Annotated in this window: 12 protein-coding genes and 1 pseudogene; 7 read left to right on the forward strand and 6 right to left on the reverse strand. The window is 57.7% G+C overall.

Annotated features, from left to right (window positions below):
• The 3 genes and pseudogenes from BRA1253DRAFT_RS44230 to BRA1253DRAFT_RS45970 form a co-directional block, all read left to right on the forward strand.
• A partial coding sequence (locus tag BRA1253DRAFT_RS44230; protein WP_007590555.1) for a transposase occupies positions 1–362 on the forward strand: 362 nt, incomplete at its 5' end.
• Positions 362–655, forward strand: a complete 294-nt coding sequence (locus BRA1253DRAFT_RS01860) for a hypothetical protein (RefSeq protein ID WP_007590556.1) — start codon at positions 362–364, stop codon at positions 653–655. The genes BRA1253DRAFT_RS44230 and BRA1253DRAFT_RS01860, both read left to right, overlap by 1 nt.
• Before the next feature lie 549 nt (positions 656–1,204).
• Positions 1,205–1,525, forward strand: a pseudogene (locus tag BRA1253DRAFT_RS45970) (hypothetical protein); the annotation flags it as partial.
• A gap of 1,756 nt (positions 1,526–3,281) precedes the next feature.
• Here BRA1253DRAFT_RS45970 and BRA1253DRAFT_RS43305 read toward each other — a convergent pair.
• On the reverse strand, positions 3,282–3,575 hold the full coding sequence (locus BRA1253DRAFT_RS43305) for a hypothetical protein (RefSeq protein WP_157158525.1): 294 nt from the start codon (positions 3,573–3,575) through the stop codon (positions 3,282–3,284).
• 1,682 nt (positions 3,576–5,257) lie between these two features.
• On the opposite strand from BRA1253DRAFT_RS43305, the gene BRA1253DRAFT_RS01880 reads away from it, so the two are divergent.
• On the forward strand, positions 5,258–5,752 hold the full coding sequence (locus BRA1253DRAFT_RS01880; RefSeq protein WP_007590560.1) for a DUF4142 domain-containing protein: 495 nt from the start codon (positions 5,258–5,260) through the stop codon (positions 5,750–5,752).
• A gap of 797 nt (positions 5,753–6,549) precedes the next feature.
• Here the strand turns inward: BRA1253DRAFT_RS01880 and BRA1253DRAFT_RS44235 are convergent.
• The gene (locus BRA1253DRAFT_RS44235) at positions 6,550–6,726 is read right to left on the reverse strand and encodes a hypothetical protein (protein ID WP_007590563.1); all 177 of its coding nucleotides are present in this window, start codon (positions 6,724–6,726) and stop codon (positions 6,550–6,552) included.
• A 211-nt stretch (positions 6,727–6,937) separates the two neighbouring features.
• Complete coding sequence (locus tag BRA1253DRAFT_RS01890; protein ID WP_157158526.1) at positions 6,938–8,101, reverse strand: hypothetical protein; 1,164 nt, start codon at positions 8,099–8,101, stop codon at positions 6,938–6,940.
• A 410-nt stretch (positions 8,102–8,511) separates the two neighbouring features.
• On the opposite strand from BRA1253DRAFT_RS01890, the gene BRA1253DRAFT_RS01895 reads away from it, so the two are divergent.
• The gene (locus tag BRA1253DRAFT_RS01895) at positions 8,512–10,068 is read left to right on the forward strand and encodes an ISL3 family transposase (protein WP_007590565.1); all 1,557 of its coding nucleotides are present in this window, start codon (positions 8,512–8,514) and stop codon (positions 10,066–10,068) included.
• Between the two features lie 12 nt (positions 10,069–10,080).
• On the opposite strand, the gene BRA1253DRAFT_RS01900 is transcribed toward BRA1253DRAFT_RS01895, so the two are convergent.
• Genes BRA1253DRAFT_RS01900 through BRA1253DRAFT_RS43310 form a run of 3 tightly spaced genes read right to left on the reverse strand, consistent with a single transcriptional unit; the run spans position 10,081 to position 11,294 of the window.
• Positions 10,081–10,611: a hypothetical protein gene (locus BRA1253DRAFT_RS01900; protein WP_035992590.1), complete on the reverse strand. Its 531-nt coding sequence runs from the start codon at positions 10,609–10,611 to the stop codon at positions 10,081–10,083.
• Positions 10,612–10,645: 34 nt separating this feature from the next.
• Positions 10,646–10,945: a sel1 repeat family protein gene (locus BRA1253DRAFT_RS01905; protein WP_007590567.1), complete on the reverse strand. Its 300-nt coding sequence runs from the start codon at positions 10,943–10,945 to the stop codon at positions 10,646–10,648.
• A gap of 4 nt (positions 10,946–10,949) precedes the next feature.
• Entirely contained in the window at positions 10,950–11,294 is a 345-nt protein-coding gene (locus BRA1253DRAFT_RS43310) for a hypothetical protein (protein WP_157158527.1), read from the reverse strand.
• Between the two features lie 247 nt (positions 11,295–11,541).
• On the opposite strand from BRA1253DRAFT_RS43310, the gene BRA1253DRAFT_RS46100 reads away from it, so the two are divergent.
• Both BRA1253DRAFT_RS46100 and BRA1253DRAFT_RS01915 read left to right on the forward strand, forming a co-directional pair.
• Positions 11,542–11,769: a hypothetical protein gene (locus tag BRA1253DRAFT_RS46100; RefSeq protein WP_083869776.1), complete on the forward strand. Its 228-nt coding sequence runs from the start codon at positions 11,542–11,544 to the stop codon at positions 11,767–11,769.
• Between the two features lie 208 nt (positions 11,770–11,977).
• Complete coding sequence (locus BRA1253DRAFT_RS01915; RefSeq protein ID WP_157158528.1) at positions 11,978–12,925, forward strand: hypothetical protein; 948 nt, start codon at positions 11,978–11,980, stop codon at positions 12,923–12,925.
• The last annotated feature ends 208 nt before the right edge of the window (positions 12,926–13,133 follow it).

The following is a 13,133-nucleotide window of genomic DNA, read 5'->3' on the forward strand; positions in this document are numbered from 1 at the left end:
TCTCCCGCGGTCACGATCTGGCCAAGGCCATGAACTACATGTTCAAGCGCTGGGGCTCCTTCACACGCTTCCTCGACGATGGCCGCGTCTGTCTCTCGAACAACGCCGCCGAAAGAGCGCTGCGCGGCATCGCATTGGGCAGAAAGTCTTGGTTATTCTGCGGGTCCGACCGCGGAGGGCGTCGTGCCGCCGCCATGTATAGCCTCATCGTCTCTGCGAAGATGAACGACGTCGATCCTCAGGTCTGGCTTGCCGATGTACTCGCTCGCATCGCCATCCACCCCGCCCACAGGCTCGATGAGCTGCTGCCCTGGAACTGGAAGATTGCGCAACAGCAAGGCCTCGCGGCGCAGGCGGCTTGATGGGGCCCGTCAACAAAGTCAGCCACGTGTTTACCCTCGGCCATGTCGCCGAGATGCTTGGAGAAGACGAGGAATGGCTGTTCGAGGTCGCCGAAGAAATGGACCCCGAGGATGGCCAGCTATGGGTCGTGGGCGTCGGTGAAGATGGGGTGATGGCGTTCACCGATGAGGGGATCGAGAACCTCAAAGAGCTGATCGCAATCCACAAAGAGGACCCTAGCATCATCGAAAAACGCCGCCAAGTGCTCGCTGCGACGATGAAGCCGAAAACCGAGGAGTCCGACGAGCTCTAACGGTTAACTGGAAAGATCAGCGCGCTGCGGCCTACCGCGTAGGGTTACACCTTTTCGGACGCATCCAGCAATCTAGCATGGCAATCTGGCGTCAGCTTTTGCAACAATTCCTGCATCACTGCGATTCCAAGCACGAGGCTGAACACCAGCGTCATCCGGTCCCGGTACGCGGCACCAAATGCGAAACGTAGGAACGTAGAGCCGCGACGTGTTCGATGTTGGCCGAATTGCTCAGTTGAGGGCAATTGGTGGATTCGAGACAGACTTGCGTAGGTGGATAAACGCAAGAGAATCCCACGCAACTGAAATCTATACAGCATAGTTACGACGGACCCGAGTTGTTGCCGCAATAATTCAGCGCCAACGGGATCTAGCGGCTCGCATTTGCCAAGGCGGTGGCTGCGCTCTTCACCCTGATCCAGAACTTCTGCCGCCGCTCGGGCAGGGCAGTACGACAACGTAAACTTTTCGTGATTGAACTAATAAAAAGGGTTTAATTTATTTAATCTGATTTAAATTAAACAGTTGCAGTAGCCCGAGGGATACCCGATGCCCACAACAGAAGAAGACGAAGACCGCCGGGAGTTCTTGAAGACCTGTGGCAGGTTTGCTGCCGTAACCCCGCCAGCGATGACGCTACTGCTGTCGACGTCGTTAACGTCAACAGCCATCGCACGTTCCGGCGCCCAAGACGGAGCAGGATATAGCGGCGGAGGCGGCAGCAGTCATTCTGTTTTCGACAATGATCCACACAGCGCGACCGAGGATCACTCGACCAAGGAGCATTCATCAACCGGCGGCGGTGGTGGGGGCTCTGGCGGGGGTGGCGGCGAGAACTCGGGTGGCGCAAAGGGCTCCAAGGTCGCGCATTCCGGAGAGGAAGGCTCCCGATCTGGCGGTGGCGGCGGTAGCAAGGGCTCCTCGGGCTTTGGCGGCCAGGATGGAGATGACAAGAAGAAGAATGAACGCGATTGAAAAGGACCAGTCGAGCGCCGCTTAGCTGCTGTCTGGTGGGGGCAACATGCGCCATCTCAAGGTGACAATCCTGGTTTTGGCATATGCGGTGATATCGCCCGCGTCTGCGCAAACCTGCTGCCCCACCGGCTGCGCGCCAGACGCCAATCGGTGCGTGAGCAGCGGTCCGCTGTGGACCAGATGCCTTCCTATCGCCTGCGCCGAAGATTTTCGAGGGCCGTCACGTCGGTCCGCGGTGAGCAAGCACAGAGCCGCCGTGCTCGCCCGCCGGCCAGCGCGTACCTACGCGGTGCCAGCTCAGATTCCCCCAGAGTGCCCATTGGTGAAACCGACCAAGGCGCAGGTCGGCGACGCGACCGCTCAATGCATGAACGTGTTGACTCGAAATGCGCAGTTGCGGGATTGCTTTTTTGAGGACGACGCTGGGAGGGCCGAAGACGAAAGAACCGGCCTGAACTGCCCCGATCGCCAAGCTGCGCTGGCGAGGCAGTGTCTAAAGCGCTGCGTCAACTATGCATCCGATACGACACATTTGGTGTGCGCCGGCAGCTATCCGAACACCGTCTGGCGTGTGTCTTTTGGAGCTATCTCGGGCTACACTCTCGGTTCCGAGCATGTCGACCTCTGCGGCCCTCGGCTAAGAACGCCGCGGCAAGCTCCAACGCGCTGAGGTGCGCTGGACTGAGCCCTTCGCTGCCATCCGGAGCAGACAAGGGGCGGCCAACTGGCCCTGCTGGGAGGGCAGCGGCAGTGAAAGCCGCGGACGTCGCACAGTGCCGGGCGGCCATTGCCAGCGCCGCGGCGAACGGCGTTGATGGCTCACGGCAGAGCCTATATGATCTCATCGGTTTGAGAGCTCCATGGTGTGATGACGCCCTGCATCCGCGACGGCTGCTCACCTCGGCGTGGTGCATTGATCGTGCGCGGACCGGCAGCCTCAGCAGCCGCATCAAGGCTGTGCGGCTCCATCGAATGGCGCGACCCGCGGGCACTTTTGTTATCCACAGTGTGAGTTGCGACACACCGTACTGGCGCGATTCGTTATACGTTTAACGTGCGCCCTCAGGGCGCCTTTCCTCCCAGACCTTGAGCCCGTCGCGAATGACGGGCTTCGTTCGAGGCAATGCAGGGACGGTAGATCTGCTGCGACGGAATCCGGCTGGGCCTGGACAGTTGCACCCAAGGCCGTGCGGCATAGATCCCGCACGGCCTTGGCTGACTGCGGACCGGGGTCACCCAATCGCCAACTCCGCGCTCACGTTAGGCCGATCGGCGGTCCGGGTGGTTCTCGCAGACCCAGCGGCCATTCTCGCACCGCGCGCAGAACTTCATCGGTAGCGCATCGAGGAGGTCGCGGGCTTGATCCAATTGAAGTCCGGCCGCACGTCGGCGCCGCGCCTGCCGCGCAGACGTCCAGTTGACGACGGTGCACGCCGAGGGTCGCGTGGTGGACAGTGAGGGCCTCGACCGCGGACAACCATCCAGCTAAGTCATGGCGCATCTTGGCCCGGAGCCGGGGAGCCGGTGCGGCAGATCGAGCAAGCGCCGGCCGAGATCGAGCAGGAATAGAGATAGCCGAGTGGCTAGGCGTCTTGCCTTTCTGCGATCATCGGTGCCGGAATTTCGCTTTGCGCAGAAGCTTAGTTGCACTTCAATCTACAAGGCGAGCTGCTTGCGTTCGTACTTTCAGTTTAGCTTGCTGCTTTGAACTTTCCGACGGCACGACGGTAGCGCTCGCGCCGTCGGAGCTGATCAGGGTTGCGGAGACGGCGCGAGCGCGGCTGATACGATAGTTTGCCGGGCAGGCATTGGATCGCTCGGGCTGGTTGATGTCTTCGCTGGGGTCACGGTCCTTTCCGAGGTCGCGCAGCGTCTCATGATGATGTCCGGGCCGGCGCGGACGCCGAAGAGGGGAGATTGCCTCATCCAGAATGTTACTGGACAACTTCTCGCCGATGACCGCAGCAGCGCCACCAAATTGCTTCGGTGGCTTCTATGGCAGGAAGGATCAGCATGGGCGCGCGACGCGAGTTGTTGTAGGCGGTGATGGAGCGTTACCGGTTGGCCAAGCGGGCGGAGAAGGGGCGCATCCTCGACGACCTGTGCGCGACACTGCCGGCCCTCGAGCAACATGGCCGCTTGCGGCTTGGCCAAGCGTACCATGATCGTGTTCTGGTCATCAGCGCCGCAATCATCGATCGCCTGCTCGTTGATGTGAAGATCGCGGCGAGCGGCGGCAGGCGGCGGGGCTTAGCAATGAGGGAGGAGTCAAGGCGGCAGCGTCGAACTGATTTGGTACACGATCGCACCAGATCCGTCGTCTCCAGACGGACAAGAGCCATCGCATCTGTGCGATCTGTCAGTTTTAGATCATCTCTTGCCTGGTGAGCAGACGTGATCGTGGGGCCGCTGAGGACACGCCACTGCGTGTGATTGCAGTAAGCAAACTCAAATGAAGTGTCCGTGACGGCCGGTCTGCTTATCAGGACACGGGTGTACCCACCTGCCAGCAGCGATGTCAGAGAGGAGAATGCTTACCAAAAAGATGAAGTTTCTATGGATCGCCGTCGGCAACGACAGCGCCGCCAAACGCCGCACAGCGGGAAGGCATGAACGAATGTGTGTCACGGGCGTGTAAGGGGGCGGGTAGGGGTGTCCGCAGCTTCAACACCAACCGTTTCTCAGCGACCGCTCGCCCCCCACTTCGGGCGCATCTGCATTTCAAATGTTGGGGGTTGTCAGCGCGTAGCGGCTTTATTTTGATTGCCGCCGGCCAATTGCTATGCCGAGCCGGTTGCCTAAAAGCCGACCACAATGGCGAAGATGATCACGACCACCAGTGGCGCGATGCCTTTTGCTCCGCCTCCCGCCGCAAGCCCAACTCCCAGATTCAAAATCCCACCATCGCCCCGCTCAACCCTCGGACGTTCGACCAAAACACTTACGGTTGCGCCCTTCCGAATTCAACAACTTCGCAATGTTGTTCCCGCCATTCCAACGTTGCCTATCGAGTGCTCAGCGAGACGCCCAGTAACGACGCCTTGACCATTGTGTTCGTTATCACCGCTCTGTCCGCATGAAGGGGCTGCGCTCTGAGACCAAACGAAGGTCGGGGTCGGCGGCTACCGTCATGGACGCCTCGATCCGCAGGGGGGTCTCTGGGGGACGCTCAGCTAGCATCGCCCAGGCGATGACTCCGACTGCAAAAAGGGGTGCCACTATCCACGGATACCGCATTGCGTGCTCGCTAGTCTGGTATCAAGGTCCCGATCAGGTTGAGCAGCGCTTGCTGCTCAGGACCGTTAGCGCTGTCCAGTAGGAATTTGCCGATTTCAATGTTCGAAGTCCGTCCTCCTGAGTTGGCATTCGGCCTCGAAGGTGGTTGCCGCGACAAATACCAGATGCTGCTTTCATACAGAACCCGATCGCTCATAGCGACGTAATAGCGCCCGCTGTCTTCGGTTCCTTGGACATCATGCTAACTCCGACTGCGGAAGACCCTGCGGTAGCGCCTGCGCTGGGGCCACTGTAGGGGTCTGCCGGGCCCAACGCGGCCCGATCTGCCTTAATTGGAACCTCTTCCGCCATAGGCGTGTTCATCGGCGAATAACCCGCTAGGAGTCGCCGATGAACAGAATGCTTTTGTCGCTCGGGACAGCAACCTTGATGGCGATCTTAGTTGCCAACGCAACTGCGAAGGATAAGCAAAGCGAAACGTTCCTGAAGAAGGCAATTGAGGGCAATTTCGCTGAAGTGAGCATGGGAGAGCTGGCGCAGCAGAACGGCCAGAGCGATGCCGTCAAGTCGTTCGGCAGAATGCTCTCCACAGACCACGCTGCCGCCAATCAGAAGGCCTTAAATGCTGCCCAGGCATTGGGAATGAACCCACCGAGCGGGCCGAATGCGAAGCAAAAAGCCGACCATGACAAGATGGCAAGAATGTCCGGCGCAGGGTTCGACAAGATGTTCGCTACCCACATGGTCGCAGACCACCAGAAGGACATCGCCGAGTACAAGAAGGCATCTAAAACTAAGGATGCTGCCGGTGAATATGCCTCCGGCCAGATTGATACGTTGCAAAAGCACCTGGACGCCGCAAAATCGTTGAAGGCCGGTAGTTGATCCGACGCCTTCATGGAGAGGCGCGAAGACTACCTGCTCCGGCTGGCGAGCGTTTTAGATGATGTCGGGGCGGACCAGCAGGTGATAATTCGCGACCGGTACATCGAGTTGCGTTCGGCGGGAATGACGCGCTCGCGCTTGCAGAGGCCGAAGTCTTCGCCCGCGCTCATGGCTGCACGATTCGTTACGATCGGATTGAGCAACGAGGCGTGTTCACCCGGTCGTATCCCGCCGGTGGACGGGCTTAACCGGGCGTTGGGTTTGGTCTTCTGATGGCGGCTTGGCACTCGCTGCCCCCTCGACGGCCGGTTGATCAGTCTCGGGTGCCGCGGCTTCTCGCACTTCGGCCGCCTGTCGGTTTCTTTGAAACGCCCATCCGACCAATCCCGCCAGCACGAGGACGGCCCCGGCGAGCATCAACCAGTGTGGGTATTCGATCGTGGAGAGCATCGCTGTTCCCGCTAGTGCTTAGCGCTCACCTTCGTGCCGCAGCGACTGGGTACGCAACTATTCTTTGGGGCAATGGTTTCGGCGACAGTTTGATCTTTGGCCCGAAAGTGCGTTGCTCCGAACCGTAGGACTCCGACGATGCAGAGGCCTGTCAAAGCGGCGCCAGCAACACTTACCGCACCTCGTAATAGCAACTGCCCCAATGCGCGCAACATGGTATCCGCATAGTCGGAAATGCTTAACGAAAATACTGCGCGCGATCAACGGCGCCCACAAACGCGAGGCATCCGTATCGGATCACGGCTCCGCGGAACCGAGCGCTGTCGGATGACGTCCTAGGTGCTCGCCTATTGCGTGCTGAGCGACACGCCCAGTAACGACGCCTTGACCATTGTTGCGCCCGGCGTTCGCTTCAGCGTCTTTGAAATTCTCTTAACACCCGCCTTCTGTTTCGCGAGTGACTTGAGCGTCTTCACATCGTCACGCGTCCACTCGCGGCGCACAGTCTTTTTCTTTTTGGCCAACTCGGCGCTCCTTCATTGATAGGAGCGCGCTTTAGCACATTGAACGGCGCGCGCAATCAGACATGACGCTTCTCTAGAATGGACCAACTCAAATAATCTTTCGACATGACCGATCGGCCGGCAGGCGCGCCCGGATGGCTCCCTTTTCAACCCTCCACCGGCAGGGGTGGCTCATACTCTTAGCGATCGCTGGTGACGCGCGTCGCAAACTTCAGATCGTCTCTTCCGGATCGGACAGAGGTAGCGCTTTATCGTTCCACGCGGGGATCATGTCGGCAACGCGGCCCGCGAAGGGATAAGGATTACGTCTCCCTTCACCTGACGTTCTCTGATGGACATTGAAAAGAAACCAACCTCGGAACTCCGGCTTTGAAGTTGCTCTTATTGCTCCAATCAGAGATTCCTCTGATGCGATCTCCAACGTGTTCTCGAAATCATCGATCGAGCAAAATAGTACCCGTTTGCAATCTTCATCAATAATGTGGCCATCAATCTGGCCGGCGATCTTGCGCGCATGTTCAAGCACGCGATCCAACTGGTGTGACATCTGCAACCATGGATCCAACGTCAGAAGCATACCAACCGACTCAGGACTTACTGTTTTTAGCTTCGGATTACGGCGGCAGTGGGAGTAGAGCGGTGCGCGGGCTACGTCTTTACCAAACTGCAGAATTGGAGTTTTCCGGAGAACGCTACGCTGGTACGCCGTGGATCGGCCGGCAATCTGCCGAACAGACGTGGCTTCTCGTTGAATGGAGGCAAGAGGGGCCGATAGCAATCCCAATGCACGATCCCGAACGTGAGCAGATAAATTGATTTCGGTTAGGTTTACGCCTTTCTTGAAGCCCGGGAGGTCCTGACAAAGCGCATAGAAAGCAAACCCGCAATTGAAAAATTCTGCGATCGATATGTCATGGTTCTGTCTGAAATAGTCTTTGGCCAGGTCGCCTCCGAAAACAGTAAGAGTCCTATAGATTTGTGAGTAGCTGAAGAATCCGCGCTGCCATTCGAATTGCCGGTGACCGATCTTGTGCATGATATCTAACGCGCTGAACCGCGACAGTACGATGCCATCTTCCGCATCTTCGAGATCCCGGAGCGTGTTTATGCATGTGGCGACGGTGGCGAATTTGGTGCAATCCAATCGGCGACTCAGCCCCCCTTTCGGCGGAGCTTTCTTTTTCGTGCCGAGCAATTCGTTAACCAACGTCTCTAGGGCCCATTTAAAAACGAAGTAGCGCTCTCCGAATTTGGCTTCCCTTACCTCGTTAAAGAGCGACAAAAATCGACCCGCCGTTTGTGCACGTCCGGATTGGGCGGCGTCGACGGCCCACACCATGATAACGAACGCCTCGTCATCGGCGAGGCTGAGCATCTGACTTAGCCGCTTTCGAGCCTTATCCCGTCTTACTCTGCTCATTGGCGATTGCGCGGCCTGACCTATCGACGCATTGGAATTAGCAGCAGCAATCAGCCACAATCAAACATCCGGTCCAGCGGGTTCGTTGAGTTTCCAGGTCCGGCAACTCTGTAAAGGACGCCTCGACGCGAACTTGGTGCCAAATCACCCGCCCGTCGATTTTCTTCGTCTTGAGCTTTATGGAGTTACAACGGCTTCTGCGGCTTCACTAGTCGGACCAACGGACCTTCCATCCCGTGCGATGCCTGTGTTTCGGCATGGAATAAGGACCCCGTTTTCGGGGTGATCGGCATCCAATCGGGGCTCTGACTCATTTCTGATGAAGTTCGCCGGCGACTGTGGTTCTTCAACGGAGAATCGGCGCCATGCGGACAGGCTTTCGAATTTCATCGCTAGTACCGAGTGGTTTGGTCTTTGATGGTGTAAGTGATTCAGAGGATTCGGTTATTCTGGCTGTTCGGTCAGAGGCTGCGGAGGCCCAGTGCCCTTTGTGCGCGACACTATCGCGCCGAGTCCATAGCCGCTACATCCGGCACGTGGCCGATTTGCCATCAGCGGGCAGAAAGGTGCGCCTCCGATTACTCACGCGGCGTTTCACATGCGAGGTGCCGCATTGCCGCCGGCGGATCTTCGCGGAGCGGTTCGGAGAAGACGTCGTTCCGCTTCGACGGCGTCGGACGGCACGGCTCGAACACATCGTCCATCACCTGGGGTTGGCGCTCGGCGGCCGGCCGGCAGCAAGCTTCGCCAAGCGGCTCATGCTGCCTGTCAGCAACGATACCTTGCTGCGGGTGGTCCGCCGGCGGGCGGCGATGCCGATGGATCCCTTGCTTGTTGTGGGTATTGATGACTGGGCGTTCCGGAGAAATCGTCGGTACGGGACCATCGTGTGCGATTTGGAGCGTCGGCGGATCGTTGCCTTGCTACCCGACCGGGAAATGGCGACCGTTCAGGCGTGGCTGTCGAAGCACCCGGGCATCAACATTGTGTCGCGAGATCGCGGTGGTGGATATGGCGAGGCAGCAGCCAAGGCGCTGCCGAACGCCATCCAGGTCGCCGACCGCTGGCATCTGATGGAAAACGCGAGCGCGGCCTTCCTTGAAGCGGTGCGCCGTTCGATGAGCAAAATCCGAGCCGCAATCGGGGCGACGACGATCGATCTTAAACTGCTGACCTGCGCGGAAAAGCTTCGCTATCAGGGTTATCTGCGGCGCCAGGACAGCCATGCCGCAATCGCGGCTCTTGTCAGCGACGGTGTGCCGCTCAAGGAGATCGTCCGCCGCACAGGACATAGTCGCAATCTGGTTCGCCAAATTAGTCGCGGCGGCGGTACGGATATCTTCCGCACCCGTCAAAGCACCCTGGATGGGCACCTGCCGTTCCTGGACGCGCAGTGGTCAGGCGGCTGTCGTAACGGTGCCGAACTCTGGCGCCGTTTGAGAGGGCAAGGCTTTAAGGGATCGCTGCGCGTGGTGGCGGAATGGGCCACGCGACGTCGACGCGCCGAGACCATCAGCCGTCAACAATTGCAGAGGGTCCCCGCCGCCCGGACGATAGCGCAGTTGATGACGATGAAGCGGGACCACCTAACCAAGGCCGAGACCGTCACGGTTGCCGCTATTGAACAAAGCGTCCCTATGCTGGCCGATGCCAACGCTCTCGTTGGCCGCTTCCACGCGATGATCCGAAAGAGGGCCGAGATCGAGCTCGAACCTTGGATAGATGAATCCAAGCGGAGCCTCATTGGCTCGTTCGCGAATGGGATCGCCAACGACAAGGGCGCGGTGCACGCGGCTATCACGCAACCGTGGTCCAATGGCCAAGTGGAAGCTCAGATCACCAAGCTCAAGCTGGTCAAGCGGCAGATGTACGGGCGCGCTAAGCTCGATCTCCTTCAGGCTAGGCTGATTGGCGCGCCATAAAAACAAACACGATCATCGAATATGCGTCAGAGCCCCTTTTGGATGCCGATAGGGGGTCCCAGTCGAACGCCGATTGACAAGATGCCTAGTCTCCGCTGCAAAATGAACCATCGCCTCGATGTGGGCGTGAGCCATAATCTTCGCGAGAGCGGATTCTAGTTTCTTCCCCGTTTCTAAGCAGTACGCGGGCGGTGGTACCCTCAAAGTGTAACCCGTGACATATCGGAAATCGTAGTCCTTGTTCATCTCTTGGAGTGCACCGACGCATTCAGCGAGATCGGCCACTACTGGAAACTGTCTCGCATTGCAGAGTGCGAGTAAGCCATGAAGGTCATGACGGACGCCGCCGCGCAGTTCTTTCTTCGACATGCCCCGTGCCGCCAAAAACGATTTGAGGAACAACTCGATCGCTTGCGTCAGAAGGAAGTACATCGGATAGAGCGGAAGGGGCTCTGGCGTGCCGGCCAATCGCTCGAAAGCATCGAGATATTGCCCAGCCCGCTCGAATTGCTCGCCCGCAAAAATTCCGAGCGGCTGCGGCATCTCATGAGGTGGTATCATCGGCGGGGTACCCAAATTAGTAGTCTCCCTGAATCGGCATGCCGTGGTTGGCAATCCAAAGGATTGCGCGATTCAAAGTATCATGCAGAACGGCACAATCTGTGATGGCCAACACTGCGTCGCCGGCAAGCTCGTCTGGCGGCGGCGACCAAAACACGCCCTTCGTTTCTGAACAGACTGTCAGCCAAAAATAAGCTTCAACGTGGCTCTTTGGGAGGCCGTCCCCATTCAAATAAGCAAGACCAAGCGTGTATTGCGCCTCACCGTTATTCGCGCGAGCGGCAGCCAACAAGCGTTCTACGTCGGGATTGAACATTACATCAGCTCTTTCCAGTCGCTGAGTTGCGGCCCTTATCTCTTCGATCTTCCGTGGCTCGTCGCTCGATCTCCCGCCCAACAGAAGACGCCATCGCCTTGACTTTACGAGTCGCGCGCAAGGTTTTCGCTGCTGTGTTGTAGCCGCCTTCTCTTAAGAATTTTAACACGACGGTGCGTTTGATTATCGCAACAACGATCATTCCGCATAGGAACAGTCCCGCGCTCGCAAGTAGTTGGATTTCGCCTCGTGTCATAGATGGATCGCGCGGAGTAACATAGAATCCTTCCGGGCGGTCTATTCTCTTGGTCAGGTCTATTGGGCTGGTACTCTCGTCGAGCAGCGGCATGATTCATCCTTTGAGGACTACGCAGCACCATAGCATGAACACAAATGTTTCCCTTCTGTCCACGTCTTGCTGTCGCCTTTTGCACCGGTGGTGGCCCAAACAAGTCGCGGCGATTAGCGGCCCGCTTCATCGGCAGAAGGCCAATCCATGGTGAATGCGCTATTTGACGTACCCTGTCCTTTTCGACAGGTGCAAGCCACCCGAGACGTGGGCATGATCGCGGCCAAAGGACGAGGGCCCGCAGCTAATGAGACGTTACTTCTTCCCGATTTTCCACAACGGAGAGATGCAGATGGACGAGACGGGAGAGCTATTTGGCTCTTCTGAACTAGCGGCACAACACGGCGCCCGTGTTGCTCGGGATATCGCCAGCGATCCAGACTATGATCATGCTAGCGGCACAGTCGTATTCGTCGTTGACGCCTCCGGTGCTGAGATCGCGCGACATAGGGTTGCTAGTGTTGGCTCAGCATGATGCTGTGCTGCCGACGGGCATTGTTGCCGCAGTGAAGGACGCCAGACGTGAAGAGGTGTTCGGTGAGGGCTCCTGTGGGCGTATAAGGCCGCACTAAAGAATGGGTTGCGCCCGATGCCGCTTGCTGATCAAAGATTGAGCGGGGTGATGCATGTCGAAAGTCGCATTTCAGTTACGGTACGACGGACCCGCGCTTTCTGAGCATGGGATGGATATTGCCGACCTGGCGCCAGCTCTTTTGGCGCTCGGCGAGCTAATTAAGCGAGCTAATTTCGCGGTCAATGGCGATGCCTCAAAAGTCAATCTGATTGTTCAGTCGGATTTCGAGCACAAGTGTTTCCAGGTGAACCTGGAATTGGTGCAATCCATCTTGAGCACCATCGGTTCATTCTTGACAGATGAGCATGCTCTTAAGAACGCTCAAACCATCGCTGGCTGGCTTGGCTTGATAGGAGTGCCGACGACTGCCGTTGGCCTATTCGCATATCTTGTTCAGCGTAAGGGAAAGGAGGTCGAAAGCATAACTCCTCTGTCTGTCGATCAGACGACCATCTCAACCTCGGATTCGCACGGGACGGTTGCTGTCAAGTTTAAAGGAGATGGTGACGGCAATACCGTCATCGTGAACCATAACGTGTACTTGCTTGGAGAAGATCCGACAGTTAGGGATTACGCAGCCAAGGTAGTATCGCCCTTGAAGCGTCAAGGCATTGATACTCTGCAGTTCAATCCGCAGGCTCCGGAAAAAGGTGTCCTTATAACTAAGCCGGACGCGGACGCAATTATTTCGGGCCGCGCTCAGCTAAAAGAAGCGGAAGAGGAAAGTTTTGATCCGCAACCTATTGTGGCGCACTTACAAGTAAGCCGAGCGGACTTTGAGCCGAATGCTCACGTTTGGAGATTTCGCTATGGCGACAAAACTATATCTGCCGATATTTCAGAGACCGAGATTGCTGATCAAGTACGGGCGCGAGGCATTTTAGGGCTTGCGGATACTTGGCGTGTCAGAATGCTCGTCACAGAAAAACGGACTGCGGGCGGCAATTACAAAAATGATTACAAAATTGCTGAGGTTTTGGAATTCATTCCAGCGCTTCGGCAAGGCGCATTTCGTTTCTTTTCTGATGACGAAGACGGCACTAGCGAAGAAACTTAGGCACCAGCAGATGAGCGGTAAGCGCGAAGCCGATACCCTTGCTTCAGAATTCGAATGAACGTGCGAAAGAAGCCTCCGGCTTGGACGGAGGTTTGGGATGGGATTGGACAGCAAAAGGACGTCCATTTGGACGGCTCAACGAGGGGGTCGGTGAGCCGGCTGGAGGTTCTTGAAGGACCATCGGGGCGCCGCGTACGTTCGGAAGCCG

It is taken from the genome of Bradyrhizobium sp. WSM1253 (assembly GCF_000244935.1).
Classification (GTDB): Bacteria; Pseudomonadota; Alphaproteobacteria; order Rhizobiales; family Xanthobacteraceae; genus Bradyrhizobium; species Bradyrhizobium canariense.

What these genes read in the sequence shown, in the direction of transcription:
- BRA1253DRAFT_RS01860 (WP_007590556.1), top strand. Translation starts at nt 362, where the DNA reads ATGGGGCCCGTCAACAAAGTCAGCCACGTGTTTACCCTCGGCCATGTC.
- BRA1253DRAFT_RS01880 (WP_007590560.1), top strand. Translation starts at nt 5,258, where the DNA reads ATGAACAGAATGCTTTTGTCGCTCGGGACAGCAACCTTGATGGCGATC.
- BRA1253DRAFT_RS01890 (WP_157158526.1), bottom strand. Translation starts at nt 8,101, where the DNA reads ATGCTCAGCCTCGCCGATGACGAGGCGTTCGTTATCATGGTGTGGGCC.
- BRA1253DRAFT_RS01895 (WP_007590565.1), top strand. Translation starts at nt 8,512, where the DNA reads ATGCGGACAGGCTTTCGAATTTCATCGCTAGTACCGAGTGGTTTGGTC.
- BRA1253DRAFT_RS01900 (WP_035992590.1), bottom strand. Translation starts at nt 10,611, where the DNA reads ATGCCGCAGCCGCTCGGAATTTTTGCGGGCGAGCAATTCGAGCGGGCT.
- BRA1253DRAFT_RS01905 (WP_007590567.1), bottom strand. Translation starts at nt 10,945, where the DNA reads ATGTTCAATCCCGACGTAGAACGCTTGTTGGCTGCCGCTCGCGCGAAT.
- BRA1253DRAFT_RS43310 (WP_157158527.1), bottom strand. Translation starts at nt 11,294, where the DNA reads ATGCCGCTGCTCGACGAGAGTACCAGCCCAATAGACCTGACCAAGAGA.
- BRA1253DRAFT_RS46100 (WP_083869776.1), top strand. Translation starts at nt 11,542, where the DNA reads ATGAGACGTTACTTCTTCCCGATTTTCCACAACGGAGAGATGCAGATG.
- BRA1253DRAFT_RS01915 (WP_157158528.1), top strand. Translation starts at nt 11,978, where the DNA reads ATGGATATTGCCGACCTGGCGCCAGCTCTTTTGGCGCTCGGCGAGCTA.